This is a genomic window from Mesorhizobium sp. ORM8.1, assembly GCF_053005525.2.
In genome coordinates this window covers 772,146-785,929 of sequence record NZ_CM132600.1, presented here as the reverse complement: position 1 = coordinate 785,929, position 13,784 = coordinate 772,146, and the positions used below count along the sequence as shown (strand labels likewise).

Here is a 13,784-nt window from a genome sequence, read left to right as displayed (position 1 = left end):
TAGCCGGGTAAACCCGCCTGGATCATCGCGAAGCCGCGTTCGGCACGTCCCACACTTCGCCAGGCCGCATGGCGCGAAAATGCGTCTCGGGCAGGCCTTCGGCGGCCAGCGCCTCGGCGAGCTTCGTGGCGGGCTCGTCGATAGGCTCGTCGGTGAGGTGGAACGTGCCCCAGTGGCAGCCGGCGGCATGCGCAGCGTTGCACAGCTTCATGCCTTGCACGGCTTCCTGCGGGTTCTGGTGCTGCGGCGCCATGAACCAGCGCGGCTCATAAGCGCCGATCGGCAGGATGGCGAGGCGGAAGCCGCCATGTTTCTCAGCTATCAGCCGGTAGTTGATGCCATCGTGAAAGCCGGTGTCGCCGGCGAAATAGACCTTGCTGCCCGCCGTTTCGATGACGAAGCCCGCCCACAGCGCCATGCGGCGGTCGCGTCCGCCGCGTGCCGACCAGTGATGCGCCGGCTCGATATGGATCACCGCGCCGTTGCCGGCGTCGACCCGGTCGCCCCAATCATGCGCGCTCAACCGCATGCCAGGTGCCGCTCGACCGATGATGGCGTCGTTGCCGAGCGGCGTGATCACCAGCGGGTCGTGGCTCTCTTTCAGCCGCTTCAGCGTCGCGAGGTCGAGATGGTCGTAATGGTTGTGGCTGACCACGACGATGTCGATCGGCGGCAGGTCGGCGAAGGCGATGCCCGGCGCATTGACCCGCTTCGGCCCGGCAAAGCTGAAGGGCGAGGTGCGCTCAGACCACACCGGATCGGTCAGGATGTTCAGGCCGGCGGTCTGGATGAGCATTGAGGCATGACCGACCATGGTGAGCCTGAGCGCGTCGCCTTCGATACGGCTGTCCGGTTTCGCCGGCGGGTAGCGGCTCGGCCAGGCGGCTGGCCATTTCGCCCTGTTGCCGCTGAACTGCCATCTCAGGATATCGGCGAAGCGCCCCGGCGGCTTGCCGCCGGGATTGAAGAAAAGACTGCCGTCGAAATGGTCGCTCGCCGGGCCGCTGTAATAGCGGTTGGCGCTTTTTGGTCCTGCGGCCATTTTTTCTCCGAGCAGCTTCTTGTCGCTTCCGGCGATATATGCGGACGCGGTCGGGCTAACGCCAGCCCGATCTGTCAGGCAGGATCGGTGGCAGTCGACGGGTTCACCGGCGCCGTCGCGTGCCAGCGGATGAACTCCACTTCTTTGCCGGTGACATCCCTCACCGTCCGCAGCAGCCTCTCATGCAATGCCCGCATCGAGCGGTAGTGGTCGCATTGGGGCGATATGAGTGGACTGACGATACTGCGATGCATCCCTTCCGCCGCTTGCAGAAACCGCTCCAAATCCGGACCCGATAATTGTTTGGGCCTGTTGCGCCTTACCATTGCGATCTCCATTTTTTGAATCGCCCCATCCAAGGACAATATTCCTATATTCTAATCGAAGGGCAAGGCCCTTGCGTCTGGCGCAAGCATTTTGCTGGCGAATGCCAACGGCTTACGGAAAGCCGTCGTCTAGGATCGGGGATGTTGGGGGTAATTCGCCATGGCGATGAAGCGGACCAAGACACCCTGGATGAAGGCCGAGGATTTCGGCCGCTCGCTGCCGCTTGGGCTCGGCGTCAACCTTCTGGTCACCGACATGGCGGCGATGGAGGCTTTCTGCCGCGACGTGCTTGGCGCTCACATCATCTACGCGGACGAGGATTTCGCCGCGATCGAGCTGCTGGGCTCGATATTCATGCTGCACGCCGACCATTCCTATCTCGACAACCCTCTGACCGGTTTCGTCACCGGCGCCGAGGCGCGCGGCGCCGGCATCGAGCTCAGACTCTATGGCGCCGATCCGGATCAGATCGAGAAAAAGGCGATAAGCGCCGGCCACGTCGCACTCGCCGGCGCGCTCGACAAGCCGCACGGCCTGCGCGAATGCTACATTGTCGGCCCGGATGGCTATGTTTTCGTGCCGAGCGCCCGGATATAATGTCGATATTTCAGGCTTTTAGGCGGCCTTGTTACGACGCCGTTCCGGCGCGACGCGATTGCTGCGATAAATTTGCAACAGCAGCTTCGAAAACCCTATTTTAACCATATCAGGTTGAAATTCTGCCACCTTCGCCATCTTGGTGAGGTGAAGATTACGCGGATGGGCTCCCCCGGCCGGATCCGACGGAGGTTTGAATGAATTTTTCCATGACCCGCCCCTTTTTGCGGAGCACCCTTTTGGCCGTGTCGCTGGCCGCGCTTGTTGCGGGCGGTTGCTCGACCTCGCGCTTTTCGTCGATGGACGACCAGCAGCCGGCGCCGCTTAACCCGGCTCCCGCCGGCACGGTGACGCAGAATCAGCTGCCGCCGCCGGCATCGCCCGGCACGACCGACCCGTCGCAATTCCCGACCGCGCCGAAGAACGCGCAGGTCGCTTCGCTGCCGCCGGATGGCACCGCGCCCGCCGGCGCCACCGATCTCACCGCGGCCAGTGTCGCCGGTGTGTGGAGCGTCAATGTCGCCGGACAGAGCTGCAAAGTGGCGACGCCGCAGACCAAGTTCGGCGCCGGCTACCGCGCCGGTCCGCTGCATTGCCCGGCGCCGATGGACGGCATCAAGTCGTGGAATGTCGCCGGCAAGCAGCTGACGCTCTATGATGAGAATGGCGGCACGCTCGCGCGCCTCTATTCCTCGGGCGGCGAAAAGTTCGACGGCCAGACTTCCAACGGCCAGCCCATCTCGCTTACAAGGTAAGGCGAAACCGCGCCCTCAACTGTTGATGCAATTCCGGCGGCTTTTGCTGGAATTGCTTCGGAACCACGTGACCTATGCATCTGCGTGACGGCCTCCAGACCCATGCGACCGTCAGGCAGCGTTACGACCATCTGGTTCAGAGCGGCGCCACCGAGCGCGATCCGGCGCAGGAGCGCATCGTCGCCGCCCTCGACCGGCTGACCGGGGAGATCGCCTCCAAAAGGCTGGCGCAGAAATCGAGCGCGCTCGGCTGGCTGTTCGCCGCCAAGCGGCCGTCGCGCGAGCCGGTCAAGGGTCTCTACATCCATGGCGGCGTCGGTCGCGGCAAGACCATGCTCATGGACTTCTTCTTCGAGCTGTTGCCGGTCAGGCGCAAGCGCCGCGTTCATTTCAACGACTTCATGGCCGATGTGCAGGACCGCATCCAGAAGCATCGGCAGGCGCGCAAGGACGGCACCGTCAAGGAAGATGATCCGATCCCGCCGGTGGCCCGCGCCTTGGCCGAGGAAGCCTGGGTGCTTTGTTTCGACGAGTTTTCGGTCACCGACATCGCCGACGCGATGATCCTGTCGCGCCTGTTCGCGGCGCTGTTTGCCAGCGGCGTGGTGCTGGTCGCCACGTCCAATGTCGCGCCCGAAAACCTCTATCGCGACGGGCTGAACCGCCAGCTCTTCCTGCCCTTCATCGCGCTGCTGGAGCGCAACGTGCAGGTGATGACGCTCGATGCACAGAAGGACTACCGCCAGGACAAGCTCAACCGCCAGCCCGTCTATGTCACGCCGGACGACGACGCGGCCGAACGCGCGCTGGACGAAGCCTGGAAGGCGATCACGCATGGCCAGCCGGCAACCGAGGTGACGCTGACGCTCAAAGGCCGCCAGCTCGTCGTGCCGCGCGCCGCCGGCGAGGCCGCGCGCTTCACCTTCGCAGATCTCTGCGAAAAGCCGCTTGGCGCGCGCGACTACCTGGCGATCGCCGGCCGCTTCTCGACCGTCTTCATCGACCATGTGCCGGTGCTGGGCGAAGGCAAGCGCAACGAAGCCAAACGCTTCATCCTGCTGGTCGACACGCTCTACGACCACCATATGCGCCTGGTGGTGAGCGCGGCGGCACCGCCCGAAGGGCTCTACACGGCCAGGCGCGGCAACGAGGTCTTCGAGTTCGAGCGCACCGCTTCGCGCCTGGTCGAGATGCAAAGCCGCGACTGGCTGGACGATTGGGCCGAGCGGCGGAAGGGCGAGCGGACTGGAGAGCCGGACGAGTTGCGTCCCGGCCAGGCCGCGCAGTGATCGCCGACGGCCGTCATCCCATCTCCATCGACGCTTGCTACAATTTGAATTATTCTGGGCCCAACCTCGCGGTGGCCCCGAAAAACATTTCGCTAGGGATTTGCCGTTATCGTGAGGGGTCTGTGTAGGATTTCCAGGGTGCCGCTCGTCCTTTGGACGAAAAGCACTGCAAAGGGCATGATCCCGAAAAGTGGGAACCGGTTTTCGGATAAGATCATGCTCCAGCTAATATAAGTGCGTGGCCGCGTAGGAGTTCATCATGGCGCCCAGGGCAAGTTGGAAGGGTTATCTCAAGCTCAGCCTCGTCAGCTGTCCGGTCCGGCTGTATCCGGCCACCAGCGCGAGCGAGCGTATTTCGTTCAACCAGCTGCACAAGAAGACCCACAACCGCATCAACATGAAGCCGGTCGATCCCGAGCTCGGCCTGGTCGAGCGCGCCGACCTTGTGCGCGGTTACGAATATGAGGACAAGCAGTACATCATCATCGATGACGCCGACCTCGACGCGGTCAGGATCGAATCCAACCACACGATGAATATCGAGGCCTTCGTCGACGAGGGCGAGGTCGATGTCATCTATCAGGACGCGCCCTATTACATGGCGCCCGATGGCGCGATGGCGGAGGAAACCTTCGCCGTGCTGCGCGAGGCAATGCGCCAGTCCGGCAAGCTCGCCATTGCCCGTCTTGTGCTGTCCAGCCGCGAGCGCATCGTGACGATCGGCGCGCGCGAGAACGGCATGTTCGTCTGCACCTTGAGGAACCCCAACGAAGTGCGCGGCACGGCTGAATATTTCGGCAACATCCCGGCCGGCAAGCCGGATGCCGAAATGCTGCAGCTCGCCGAGGCGCTGATCAAGCAGAAGGAAACCCACTTCGATCCGAAGAATTACGAGGATCGCTACGAAGTGGCGCTGATGGCGATGATCCGCGAGAAGCTCAAGGGCCACAAGCCGATCATCGCGGCGGCGCCGGAGCGCGGCAACGTCATCAACCTGATGGATGCGCTGAAGGCCAGCCTGTCGCAGCAGGCGAAGCCCCCGGCCAAGTCGAAGAGCAAGGCCGAGGAAGCGCCCGCGAAACCCGCCAAGAAGGCGGCTGCCGGCGGCGCGGCTGAGAATCCGCTGAAGGCGAACCTGCTCAAGGCGGTCGGCAAGAGCAAGAAGTGACGGGAAGCATCGGGCCAGTGATCGTCCCCGGCGCCGTTTATGGCGTCGTCGGCGCGCTGGCCGCGTTTCCGTTGCGGCTCGCCGCGCGCGAGGTCGAGCGCCGCCATGCCGAGCTCAGGCGCGGCGTCACGCGGCGCACCTCGCATGTCGTGTTCGGCCGCGCGCTGCTCGCCAAGGCGGGGCTTTCGAGAACCGGCGATGCCGAGATCGAACGCCGTGTGAGGGCCGAGCGGGAAGCCGGCCGCGCGCTGATCAGCGAAAACGGGTTTCTACGCCTGCTCGGTCTGATGAAAGCGCCCGAGGCCTCGTCGCTATCCCGGCAATCGCTGATCGACCAGTCGCGGCTTGCCGGCGCCGATCTCGACATGCTGTCGCTGTTCGACGCCTTCGAGCATGACGGCGGGCCCTATTCCTTCCGCGACCTGATCCTGGCCCGCAAATATGCCGGGCTGATTGCCAGCGGCGCCTCCTGGGGCGCCATCGCGCGCTCTGTGCACCGCTCCGGCCCGGTCGCCTCGCTCACCGCAAAGTCGCTCAACCTCGGTTCCCAGCACGGCCGCCCGGACGCCATCTATCTCGACGAAGGCACGAGCGAGCTCGACGGGCAGTTGCTGTTCGATCTCGGTTCATCGGAAGACGACACCCTGGAGGACCTCTTCGCCGAGGCTGAAAGCGCCGAAGAGGAGGGGCGTCACGAAGATGCCGCCGCCCTTTACCAGCGCTGCCTGGCGATCGACCCCAAGGACGCCATCGCCGCCTTCAACCGCGCCAACTGCCTCCGCGGCGCCAGTCGCGTCGCCGAAGCCGCGCATGACTATGCGCGCGCGATAAAACTCGATCCGGGTTTCGTCGAGGCCTGGTTCAACCTCGCCGGCCTGATGAGCGACGAGGGCAAGGTCGCTTCGGCGCGCCGGCACCTGCAAAAGGCGATCACGCTCGACAAGGCCTACGCCGACCCGGTGTTCAACCTCGCCCGGCTGGAATTCGACGCCGGCAACCTCGCCGAGGCGCGACGGCTGTGGGCGCGCTATCTGGAACTGGACGCGGAGTCCGAATGGGCGCGGTTGGCGCGGAAGGGGATCCAGTTCGTCGATTTGCACATGGCGCGCACGGCGGGGTGAGGATGATTGGCGAGGGCCGAGCTAACAGCCAATCTCCCCCTTGTGGGGGAGATGTCCGGCAGGACAGAGGGGGGCGCTGTCCCACCAGCCTCTCGATTGTTGGCCGCTAAGATCTCTAGAATTCTCTTTTTGTAACGGTGGAAGTCGGCGTTCCTTCACTCCCCCCTCTGCCCTGCCGGGCTGCCCGGCCCTTCGCTATCGCTCCGGGCTTTCGTCGCTCAGAAAGCCAAGCAATTGGCTTTCCGTCCGCTGCGCGGAGCACTCCTCAGCCCCCACGAGGGGTGAGATCAGCAGCGTCGCCGCCTCGCGGAATAACATCCCATGACCCACTTCCTCTTCGACGGCCACGACACCGCCCCCGTCACCATCCTGCTCGCCCATGGCGCCGGCGCTTCGATGGATTCGCCCTCGATGACCGCCACCGCAAAGGCCCTTGCCGCCGCCGGCTTCCAGGTCGCGCGCTTCGAGTTCCACTACATGGCCGCCCGCCGCTACGGCCATCGCAAGCCGCCGCCGCGCGCCGAGACGGTGAACCCGGAATACATCAAGGCGATCGCCGATCTGCGCGCCAGGGGTGTGACCGGCAAGCTCATCATCGGCGGCAAGTCGATGGGCGGGCGCGTCGCCTCGATGGTCGCCGACGAGATGTTCGCCAAAGGCGAGATCGCCGGCCTCGTCTGCCTCGGTTATCCGTTCCATCCGCCGGCCAAGCCCGAGCAATTGCGGACAAAACATCTCATCGACCTGAAGACGCCGACGCTGATTTTCCAAGGCACGCGCGACGAGTTCGGCACGAAGGAAGAGGTCGCGGGTTATGGCCTGTCTAACGCCATCGAGGTGGTCTGGCTGGAGGACGGCGATCACGATTTGAAGCCCCGCAAGGCGATCTCGGGGTTTTCGACTGGGGATCATCTGAAGACGGTGGCCGAGACGATAGCGACTGAATTCGCGCAACCCTCAGCGTCGTCATCCTAGGGCGGAGCAAGGAGCGAAGCGACGCGCGCAGACCCTAGGATCCATGCCGTGACGCCAAGGCGTTGCAACGGTTCAGAATTCTGCCCCGCTGCGTTCCACGGCAGGCGTCACGGCATGGATCCTTGGGTCAAGCCCAAGGATGACGAAGCGAGGGGCGCCTTCGGCATCCAAAAATGAAACTCGCCACCTTCAACATCAACAACATCAACAGCCGGCTGGAAAACCTGCTCGCCTGGCTCGCCGCCGCCAAGCCCGATGTCGTCTGCCTGCAGGAGCTGAAATCGCGCGACACGCAGTTTCCGCTGACCAGGCTCGCCAAGGCCGGCTACGGTGCGGTCTGGAAGGGCGAGCCGACCTGGAATGGTGTTGCGATCCTTGCGCGAGGCGCCGAGCCGGTGCTGACGCGCGATGCGTTGCCCGGTGACGAGGACGATCGCCAGGCGCGCTACATTGAGGCCGCCGTCGACGGCGTCGTCATCGCCTGCCTCTACGCGCCCAACGGCAACCCGCAGCCGGGCCCGAAATTCGATTACAAGCTCGCCTGGCACGAGCGCTTCGCCGCCCACGCAAGCGAGCTCCTCGACACCGGCCTGCCGGTGGTGCTGGCCGGCGACTTCAACATTGTGCCTGAGCCGCGCGACATCTACCAGACCCGCTCCTATGACGACAACGCGCTGGTGCAGCCTGAGAGCCGTGCCGCCTTCGCCGCGCTCATCGAGCAGGGCTGGACGGATGCGCTCCGCAAAGTCTTTCCGAACGAAGAGCGGCTCTACACCTTCTGGGATTATCGCCGCAACCGCTGGCCGCGCGACGCTGGGCTGCGGCTCGACCACATCCTGCTGTCGAAGGAGCTTGCGCGAAAGTTGCAGGCGGCCGGCATCGACCGCGAGGTGCGGGCAGGCGACGGCGCGAGCGATCATGCGCCGGTGTGGGTGGGGTTGGCGACCTGATTTTTCCCCGGTCCAAGCTGAGACGCTGGCACCATCCCGCCAGCGTCTCAATACTGGAGGGGCCCTTGCAGCATCAGCCTCCATCGCTAGGACGGCAAAGCAGCTGAGTTCTGGTGGCTGGCGGCTGCGAAGACGGGCAACGCCGATGCCAAGTTTAGCCTGGGCAAACTCTACTTTCTCGGGGTGCGGGGAAAGCCAAACTACCCGGAGGCCGCCAAGTGGTTCCTGAAAGCAGCGGAACACGGTAACGCCCAGGCCAAGACCTATATCGAGCTCATGAAGGAAAACGGCCAGATCGACAGCAAGGCGTTGTGAACTGCGTTGCCGGCGATTGGCGAAAGCGATCGTGACATCAATTCTCCTTGCGGAGAGGTGCCGGGCAAGGCAGAGGTGTGAGACCGCCACCGCCCGAAGGCTGAACACATGAGCAGTTTCCTGGACGAGGTTGAAGGATCGTTTCCCGCGGCGCTGCGACTCCCGGAAGAGCTTAGGATGGCACTCCGCTGGATGGAGCAAAATGGCTTCGTCCAGCAGGAAGCAGTTCGCTACTGCGGACTTTACCCTGCGATTGTGCCGCGAGCATTGCGCTCGGCATGTGCCCAATTCACCAAGGTTGATCCAAAGCTGGCCGGATACTGGCTTGGCAACCACGCCGATACAATCACGAGCAGATTGGCACCATTCATCTCTACTGGGTATGACGGATCCTGTGCGGGACTCTGGCTGGACGACACCGGACAGCAGCGCTTTGTGCACATGGGGTCAGGATCCGGATCGACATTAGCCTGTGTGTTGGCGAACGATGCTATTGATCTTCTACGCTTTTTGGCAATCGGCTATGAGGAAACGTGCTGGCCCGATGTTTTCGAACTGACACCCGAGGAAGCCCATGCTTTGGAAGATTCAGACGATCCATATCGCTCGCCTGTCGAGTTCCGCCGTTGGGTCGAGACAAGCTTCGGGGTCAAAATTCCGAGAACCGCCTCGGAGATTGTAGGACGGGTGGCAGGTATAGACGACGATCATTCTGATGATCCGTTCTGGCAATGGGCTCGCAAGGTTGCGGGATAGGATCACATGACTTTATTCCATCTCGTCGAAGCCTCGATCGCCGATCTGCGCCGCGCGCTGCAGGACGGCGCCGTCACCAGCGTCGAGCTCACCGGCGCATACTTGCGGCGCATCGCCCATTACGATCGCCACGGCATCGCGCTCAACGCCGTGCCCATCCTCAATCCCAATATGTTCGAGGAGGCGGAGGCCTCGGACCAGCGTCGCCGCGCCGGCAAAAGCCTCGGGCCGCTCGACGGCATCCCCTACACCGCAAAGGATAGCTACAAGGCCAAGGGCCTAACGGTCGCGGCCGGCTCGCCGGCCTTTGAGCATCTCGTCGCAACCGAGGACGCCTTCACCATCGCCAGGCTGCGCGCCGCGGGCGCGGTGCTGATTGGGCTTACCAACATGCCGCCGATGGCCAATGGCGGCATGCAGCGCGGCGTCTATGGCCGCGCCGAAAGCCCCTACAATGCCGATTACCTGACCGCCGCTTTCGCCTCCGGCTCGTCCAACGGCTCGGGCACGGCGACGGCCGCCAGCTTCGCCGCCTTCGGGCTGGGGGAGGAAACCTGGTCGTCGGGCCGCGCGCCGGCTTCCAACAATGCGCTGGTCGCCTACACGCCCTCGCGCGGCGTGATCTCTGCGCGCGGCAACTGGCCGCTGGTGCCGACCATGGATGTGGTGGTGCCGCACACGCGCAGCGTCCCCGATATGCTGGAGCTGCTCGACGTGATCGTTGCCGACGATGCCGAGACGCGCGGCGATTTCTGGCGTGTGCAGCCCTGGGTGAAGATCCCGAAGGCGTCCGAGCTCAGGCCGGCAAGCTACACCGGGCTGGCGCTTCAGGGTGCGCTGCGGGGAAAACGGCTCGGCGTGCCGAAAATGTATATCGGCAAGGATGAGGGCGCTCCGATCGAAACCCGCGCCTCGGTGCTCGACCTCTGGGCACAGGCGGCGCGCGATCTCGAAGCGCTCGGCGCCGAAGTGGTCGAGGTCGATTTCCCGGTCGTCTCCAATTACGAGCGTGACCGCCCGGGCGCGCTGACGATGGTCGATCGCGGGCTGGTGCCGGAGGCATTCGCCGCGCGCGAACTCTGGGACCTCTCCATCTGGTCCTGGGACGATTTTTTGCGCGCCAATGCCGATCCGTCGCTGCCCGATCTCGCTTCGGTCGACGGCCCGAAGATTTTCCCCCAGCCGCCGGGCACGCTGCCCGACCGCTATGGCGACGCCGATTTTGACTTGGCGCAGTATGTCGAACGGGCGAAACAGGGTGTCGCGCCGCTTGAGCAAATCCCCACCGTCGAGGACGGGCTGAAGGGTCTCGAGGCGACGCGCCGCGTCGACTTCGAGGATTGGCTCGATGCCAACCGGCTCGACGCGGTGGTGCTGCCGGCCGTCGCCGACGTCGGGCCGGCCGATGCCGACATCAACGAAGCTTCCGCCCGGCTCGCCTGGCGCAACGGCACCTGGGTCGCCAACGGCAATCTGGTGTGGCGCCATCTCGGCATTCCGACGGTGACGGTGCCGATGGGCACGATGGCCGATATCGGCATGCCGGTCGGCCTCACCTTTGCCGGCAAGGCCTATGACGATGGGACGCTGCTGGCCTTGGCCGGCGACTACGAGCGCGCCACGCAGCGCCGCACAGTCCCGCCGCGCACGCCGGCGCTGGCCGATGATGTGTTTTCGCGCGAGGGCAGGGCCGCCCCGAGTCATGTCGACGATGCACCGCTTGGCCTCGCGCTGAGTGCCGAGACGACCCGCGTCGGGGATGATGACGAGATCGCGATTGTGCTGGAGGTCGACGGGAGCGATCCGGCCGCCGTCAAAGTCCATGTCAACGGCGAGCCTGTCGTCCTGCAGGCGAGCGGCAACCGCTACACCGGCAAGGTGGTGGTGCCGGCCTCGACGCATCAGGGCTCTCACAGCGTCTGGCGCGGTTCCTACGGCTCGATCGTCACGGCGATCGCGCGGCTGAAGGATGGGCGCAGCGCTGGAGCTTATGTTGTGACGGGTGGGATAGGGTGAGGCGCCGAAACAGCTGATCTCCCCCTCGTGGGGGAGTTGGCCGGCAGGCCAGAGAGGGGCGCTGTCCCGCCGGCGTTTCAGTTGACTTGGCAACTGGTAGTGACGCGTCTCGGAAGAGACGAATGCGCAAAGCCTCGTTCCTTCGCGCCCCCTCTGCCCTGCGGGCATCTCCCCCACGAGGGGGGAGATCGGCAGCTTTAGCGCCGCCACTGCTCCACCCAATCCACCACCAGCGCCACAACCCCAAACACCGCGCCCGCCGCGCACACGGCATTCCAGCCGCCCCAGGCCCAGGTCACCCCCGCCAGCAGCGAGCCGAGCGCGCCGCCGATAAAGAAGAGGCCGACGAACAGCCCGTTGATGCGGCCGCGTGCTTGCGGTTGCAAAAGGTTGACGGCGCGGCGGCCGAGCGTCTGGTCGCCGACGACGCCGATGTCGAGCAGCACGGCGCTGACGCCCATCAGGATAAGCGGTAGCCATGGGTTGGCGGCGGAAGCCGCGCCGGCGAAAGCCGCCAGCCCCAGCGCCGCGATCAGGACGAGATGGCACAGGATCGTCGCCGGCCGGGTCCAGCCACGATCGCCGGCGCGGCCGAACAGCGGCGTCACCGCCGCACCGCCGGCGCCGACCAGCGCAAACAGCGCAATGCCTTTTTGGCTGAGGTCGAAAGGCGGTGCGGCGAGCCGCAGCGCCACCGCCGTCCAGAACACGCTGAAGCCCGCCATCACCAGGCTCGCGGTGAAGGCGCGCCGCCGCAGCACCTGCTCCTGGCGCAAAAGCTTGAGCAGCGAAGCGATCAGCGCCCCGTAGCCCGCATTTGCCAGCGGCCGGCGCCTGGGCAGGGCGAAGCCGAGCAGGATGGCGAGCAGCGCCAGCGTCGCGGCGATGATGCCGTAGAAGGCCCGCCAGCCGAAGACATCGGCGACAAGGCTGGCCAAGGGCCGCGACAGGAGGATACCGATCATCAGCCCGCTCATCACGTCGCCGATGACGCGTCCGGCTTGTCCGGGCGGCGCCATGGAGGCCGCGACCGGCACCAGCACCTGGATGCAGGACGACGCCGCGCCGAGTGCGAATAGCACCAAAAGCAGCGAAGCGGCGGACGGCGCGACCGATGCGATGGCGGCGGCGAGCACCGCCGCGCACAGCATGCGCAGCACCAGCACGCGGTTCTCGACGAGGTCGGCGAGCGGCACCAGGAAGAACAGCCCGGCGGCATAGCCCAGCAAAGCCGCCATCGAAACGAGCCCGCCTTCAGCCGTTGCCGCGCCCAATGACGGCCCGATCAGGCCGACCAGCGTCTGCGGCGCAAAGATGTTGGTGACGATGATGCCCACCGAACCGGCAAACAGAAGCGTTTGCGCCCGGGTGATGGTTTGAGCCTCGGCAGGCTGCGCGGCCAACCCGGCCGTAGCGATCTGGCCATTGTCGGTTCCGTCCATGCGTGGTGTTTCCTGTGGTCCGCATATCCAGCAGGGACTTTATTCCGAACCATCATAATGCTACAATTCAATTGACCTGATAATGATTATGCGAGGAACGCATGAACATTCATGATCTCGAAGCCTTTGTCGCTGTCGTCGAGACCGGCTCGATCGTCGGTGCTTCCGCCAGGCTCAACCTCACCCAGCCCGGCGTGACGCGCCGCATCCAGAACCTCGAGGAGCGCCTGGCGACGTCCTTGCTCGACCGCCAGTCGAAACCGTTGAAGCCGACGGTCGCGGGGCGCGAAGCCTATGAGCATGGTCGCCGCGTGCTGCGCACGCTGGAAGACTTGAAGGCCGGGGTTTCGCCGGCCGGCGAGGTGAGGGGCGAGTTCCGCCTCGGCATCATGCCCTATCTGTCGACCAGCGCGCTTTCCGAACCGCTCGATGCTTTGCGCGCGGCCTTCCCGCAATTGACGCTGAAGATCACGTCGAGCCTGTCGCCGCGTCTGGTCGAGCAGGTGCTGCACAGCGAGATCGACGCGGTCGCTGTCTGCCTCCCCGAAGGCATTGCGCCGCCGCCCGAGCTTGCCGGCGACGATCTCGGCGCGCAGTCGGTGCTGCTGGTCGCTTCGCCCGGCCTCGGCGTGCCGAAGCCGGTCGAGATCGACGCGCTGTCGCGTTACCCTTGGGTGCTCAACGAAACCGGTTGCGGCTTCCGCGCCTTCATCCGTCACCGCTTCGAAGTGGCGCGGCTACCCTTCCAGGTCGGCGTCGAGGCGCAGGGCGCGGATCTGCGAATGTCGTTGGTGGCGCGCGGCCATGGCATCGGCGTCGTCACCCCCGGCGCGCTTTCGGGCAGCCAATGGCGTGACCAGGTCGAAGTCCTTGATTGCCCCGGCTTCAAACCGCAAGTGCGCTGCTGGCTGCTCCATCGTCCGCCCGCGGGCAGGCTCGCCCGCCCCATCGCGGTCTTCCGCGAAGCATTGGCCGAAGCGCTGAAAGGCCCGATGCCGCTGATGTCGTAGGGCAGGGCGCCTTATCCTCCC

At 65.0% G+C, this 13,784-nt stretch carries 14 protein-coding genes; 11 read left to right on the top strand and 3 right to left on the bottom strand.

The features are described 5' to 3' along the window. Nucleotides 1-22: 22 nt before the first annotated feature. Nucleotides 23-1,042, bottom strand: coding sequence for an MBL fold metallo-hydrolase (locus ACVDG8_RS04090; protein WP_447253553.1), 1,020 nt, complete (start codon nucleotides 1,040-1,042; stop codon nucleotides 23-25). 74 nt (nucleotides 1,043-1,116) lie between these two features. After that, nucleotides 1,117-1,401 (bottom strand): hypothetical protein, encoded by a 285-nt coding sequence (locus ACVDG8_RS04085; protein WP_455707545.1) that lies wholly within the window; start codon nucleotides 1,399-1,401, stop codon nucleotides 1,117-1,119. A 127-nt stretch (nucleotides 1,402-1,528) separates the two neighbouring features. Between ACVDG8_RS04085 and ACVDG8_RS04080 the strand changes: the two genes are divergently transcribed. From ACVDG8_RS04080 to ACVDG8_RS04035, 10 genes are all read left to right on the top strand, one after another. Then, nucleotides 1,529-1,966 (top strand): hypothetical protein, encoded by a 438-nt coding sequence (locus ACVDG8_RS04080; protein ID WP_447253551.1) that lies wholly within the window; start codon nucleotides 1,529-1,531, stop codon nucleotides 1,964-1,966. Nucleotides 1,967-2,163: 197 nt separating this feature from the next. Continuing rightward, the gene (locus ACVDG8_RS04075; RefSeq protein WP_447253550.1) at nucleotides 2,164-2,721 is read left to right on the top strand and encodes a protease inhibitor Inh/omp19 family protein; all 558 of its coding nucleotides are present in this window, start codon (nucleotides 2,164-2,166) and stop codon (nucleotides 2,719-2,721) included. Between the two features lie 74 nt (nucleotides 2,722-2,795). Then, nucleotides 2,796-4,010, top strand: coding sequence for a cell division protein ZapE (gene zapE, locus ACVDG8_RS04070; RefSeq protein WP_447253549.1), 1,215 nt, complete (start codon nucleotides 2,796-2,798; stop codon nucleotides 4,008-4,010). A 259-nt stretch (nucleotides 4,011-4,269) separates the two neighbouring features. Beyond that, nucleotides 4,270-5,178 carry a non-homologous end joining protein Ku gene (gene ku, locus ACVDG8_RS04065; RefSeq protein ID WP_447253548.1) on the top strand — a complete coding sequence of 303 codons (909 nt, stop codon included), beginning with the start codon at nucleotides 4,270-4,272 and terminating at the stop codon, nucleotides 5,176-5,178. 17 nt (nucleotides 5,179-5,195) lie between these two features. Then, nucleotides 5,196-6,299 carry a tetratricopeptide repeat protein gene (locus ACVDG8_RS04060; RefSeq protein WP_447257223.1) on the top strand — a complete coding sequence of 368 codons (1,104 nt, stop codon included), beginning with the start codon at nucleotides 5,196-5,198 and terminating at the stop codon, nucleotides 6,297-6,299. A gap of 321 nt (nucleotides 6,300-6,620) precedes the next feature. Next, nucleotides 6,621-7,274 (top strand): alpha/beta hydrolase family protein, encoded by a 654-nt coding sequence (locus tag ACVDG8_RS04055; protein ID WP_447253547.1) that lies wholly within the window; start codon nucleotides 6,621-6,623, stop codon nucleotides 7,272-7,274. A gap of 173 nt (nucleotides 7,275-7,447) precedes the next feature. Then, on the top strand, nucleotides 7,448-8,224 hold the full coding sequence (locus ACVDG8_RS04050; RefSeq protein ID WP_447253546.1) for an exodeoxyribonuclease III: 777 nt from the start codon (nucleotides 7,448-7,450) through the stop codon (nucleotides 8,222-8,224). A gap of 183 nt (nucleotides 8,225-8,407) precedes the next feature. Next, nucleotides 8,408-8,539, top strand: coding sequence for a hypothetical protein (locus ACVDG8_RS04045; protein ID WP_455707544.1), 132 nt, complete (start codon nucleotides 8,408-8,410; stop codon nucleotides 8,537-8,539). A 108-nt stretch (nucleotides 8,540-8,647) separates the two neighbouring features. Continuing rightward, nucleotides 8,648-9,295: a hypothetical protein gene (locus ACVDG8_RS04040; protein ID WP_447253545.1), complete on the top strand. Its 648-nt coding sequence runs from the start codon at nucleotides 8,648-8,650 to the stop codon at nucleotides 9,293-9,295. Between the two features lie 6 nt (nucleotides 9,296-9,301). Then, complete coding sequence (locus tag ACVDG8_RS04035; RefSeq protein WP_455707543.1) at nucleotides 9,302-11,311, top strand: amidase; 2,010 nt, start codon at nucleotides 9,302-9,304, stop codon at nucleotides 11,309-11,311. Nucleotides 11,312-11,508: 197 nt separating this feature from the next. On the opposite strand, the gene ACVDG8_RS04030 is transcribed toward ACVDG8_RS04035, so the two are convergent. Beyond that, nucleotides 11,509-12,753 (bottom strand): MFS transporter, encoded by a 1,245-nt coding sequence (locus tag ACVDG8_RS04030; RefSeq protein ID WP_447253542.1) that lies wholly within the window; start codon nucleotides 12,751-12,753, stop codon nucleotides 11,509-11,511. Nucleotides 12,754-12,854: 101 nt separating this feature from the next. Between ACVDG8_RS04030 and ACVDG8_RS04025 the strand changes: the two genes are divergently transcribed. Then, the gene (locus ACVDG8_RS04025; protein ID WP_447253541.1) at nucleotides 12,855-13,763 is read left to right on the top strand and encodes a LysR family transcriptional regulator; all 909 of its coding nucleotides are present in this window, start codon (nucleotides 12,855-12,857) and stop codon (nucleotides 13,761-13,763) included. Nucleotides 13,764-13,784 lie beyond the last annotated feature (21 nt).

Coding starts and splice junctions, on each gene's coding strand:
- zapE (WP_447253549.1), top strand. CDS start 2,796: ATGCATCTGCGTGACGGCCTCCAGACCCATGCGACCGTCAGGCAGCGT.
- ACVDG8_RS04055 (WP_447253547.1), top strand. CDS start 6,621: ATGACCCACTTCCTCTTCGACGGCCACGACACCGCCCCCGTCACCATC.
- ACVDG8_RS04075 (WP_447253550.1), top strand. CDS start 2,164: ATGAATTTTTCCATGACCCGCCCCTTTTTGCGGAGCACCCTTTTGGCC.
- ACVDG8_RS04035 (WP_455707543.1), top strand. CDS start 9,302: ATGACTTTATTCCATCTCGTCGAAGCCTCGATCGCCGATCTGCGCCGC.
- ACVDG8_RS04050 (WP_447253546.1), top strand. CDS start 7,448: ATGAAACTCGCCACCTTCAACATCAACAACATCAACAGCCGGCTGGAA.
- ku (WP_447253548.1), top strand. CDS start 4,270: ATGGCGCCCAGGGCAAGTTGGAAGGGTTATCTCAAGCTCAGCCTCGTC.
- ACVDG8_RS04025 (WP_447253541.1), top strand. CDS start 12,855: ATGAACATTCATGATCTCGAAGCCTTTGTCGCTGTCGTCGAGACCGGC.
- ACVDG8_RS04080 (WP_447253551.1), top strand. CDS start 1,529: ATGGCGATGAAGCGGACCAAGACACCCTGGATGAAGGCCGAGGATTTC.
- ACVDG8_RS04090 (WP_447253553.1), bottom strand. CDS start 1,042: ATGGCCGCAGGACCAAAAAGCGCCAACCGCTATTACAGCGGCCCGGCG.
- ACVDG8_RS04040 (WP_447253545.1), top strand. CDS start 8,648: ATGAGCAGTTTCCTGGACGAGGTTGAAGGATCGTTTCCCGCGGCGCTG.
- ACVDG8_RS04030 (WP_447253542.1), bottom strand. CDS start 12,753: ATGGACGGAACCGACAATGGCCAGATCGCTACGGCCGGGTTGGCCGCG.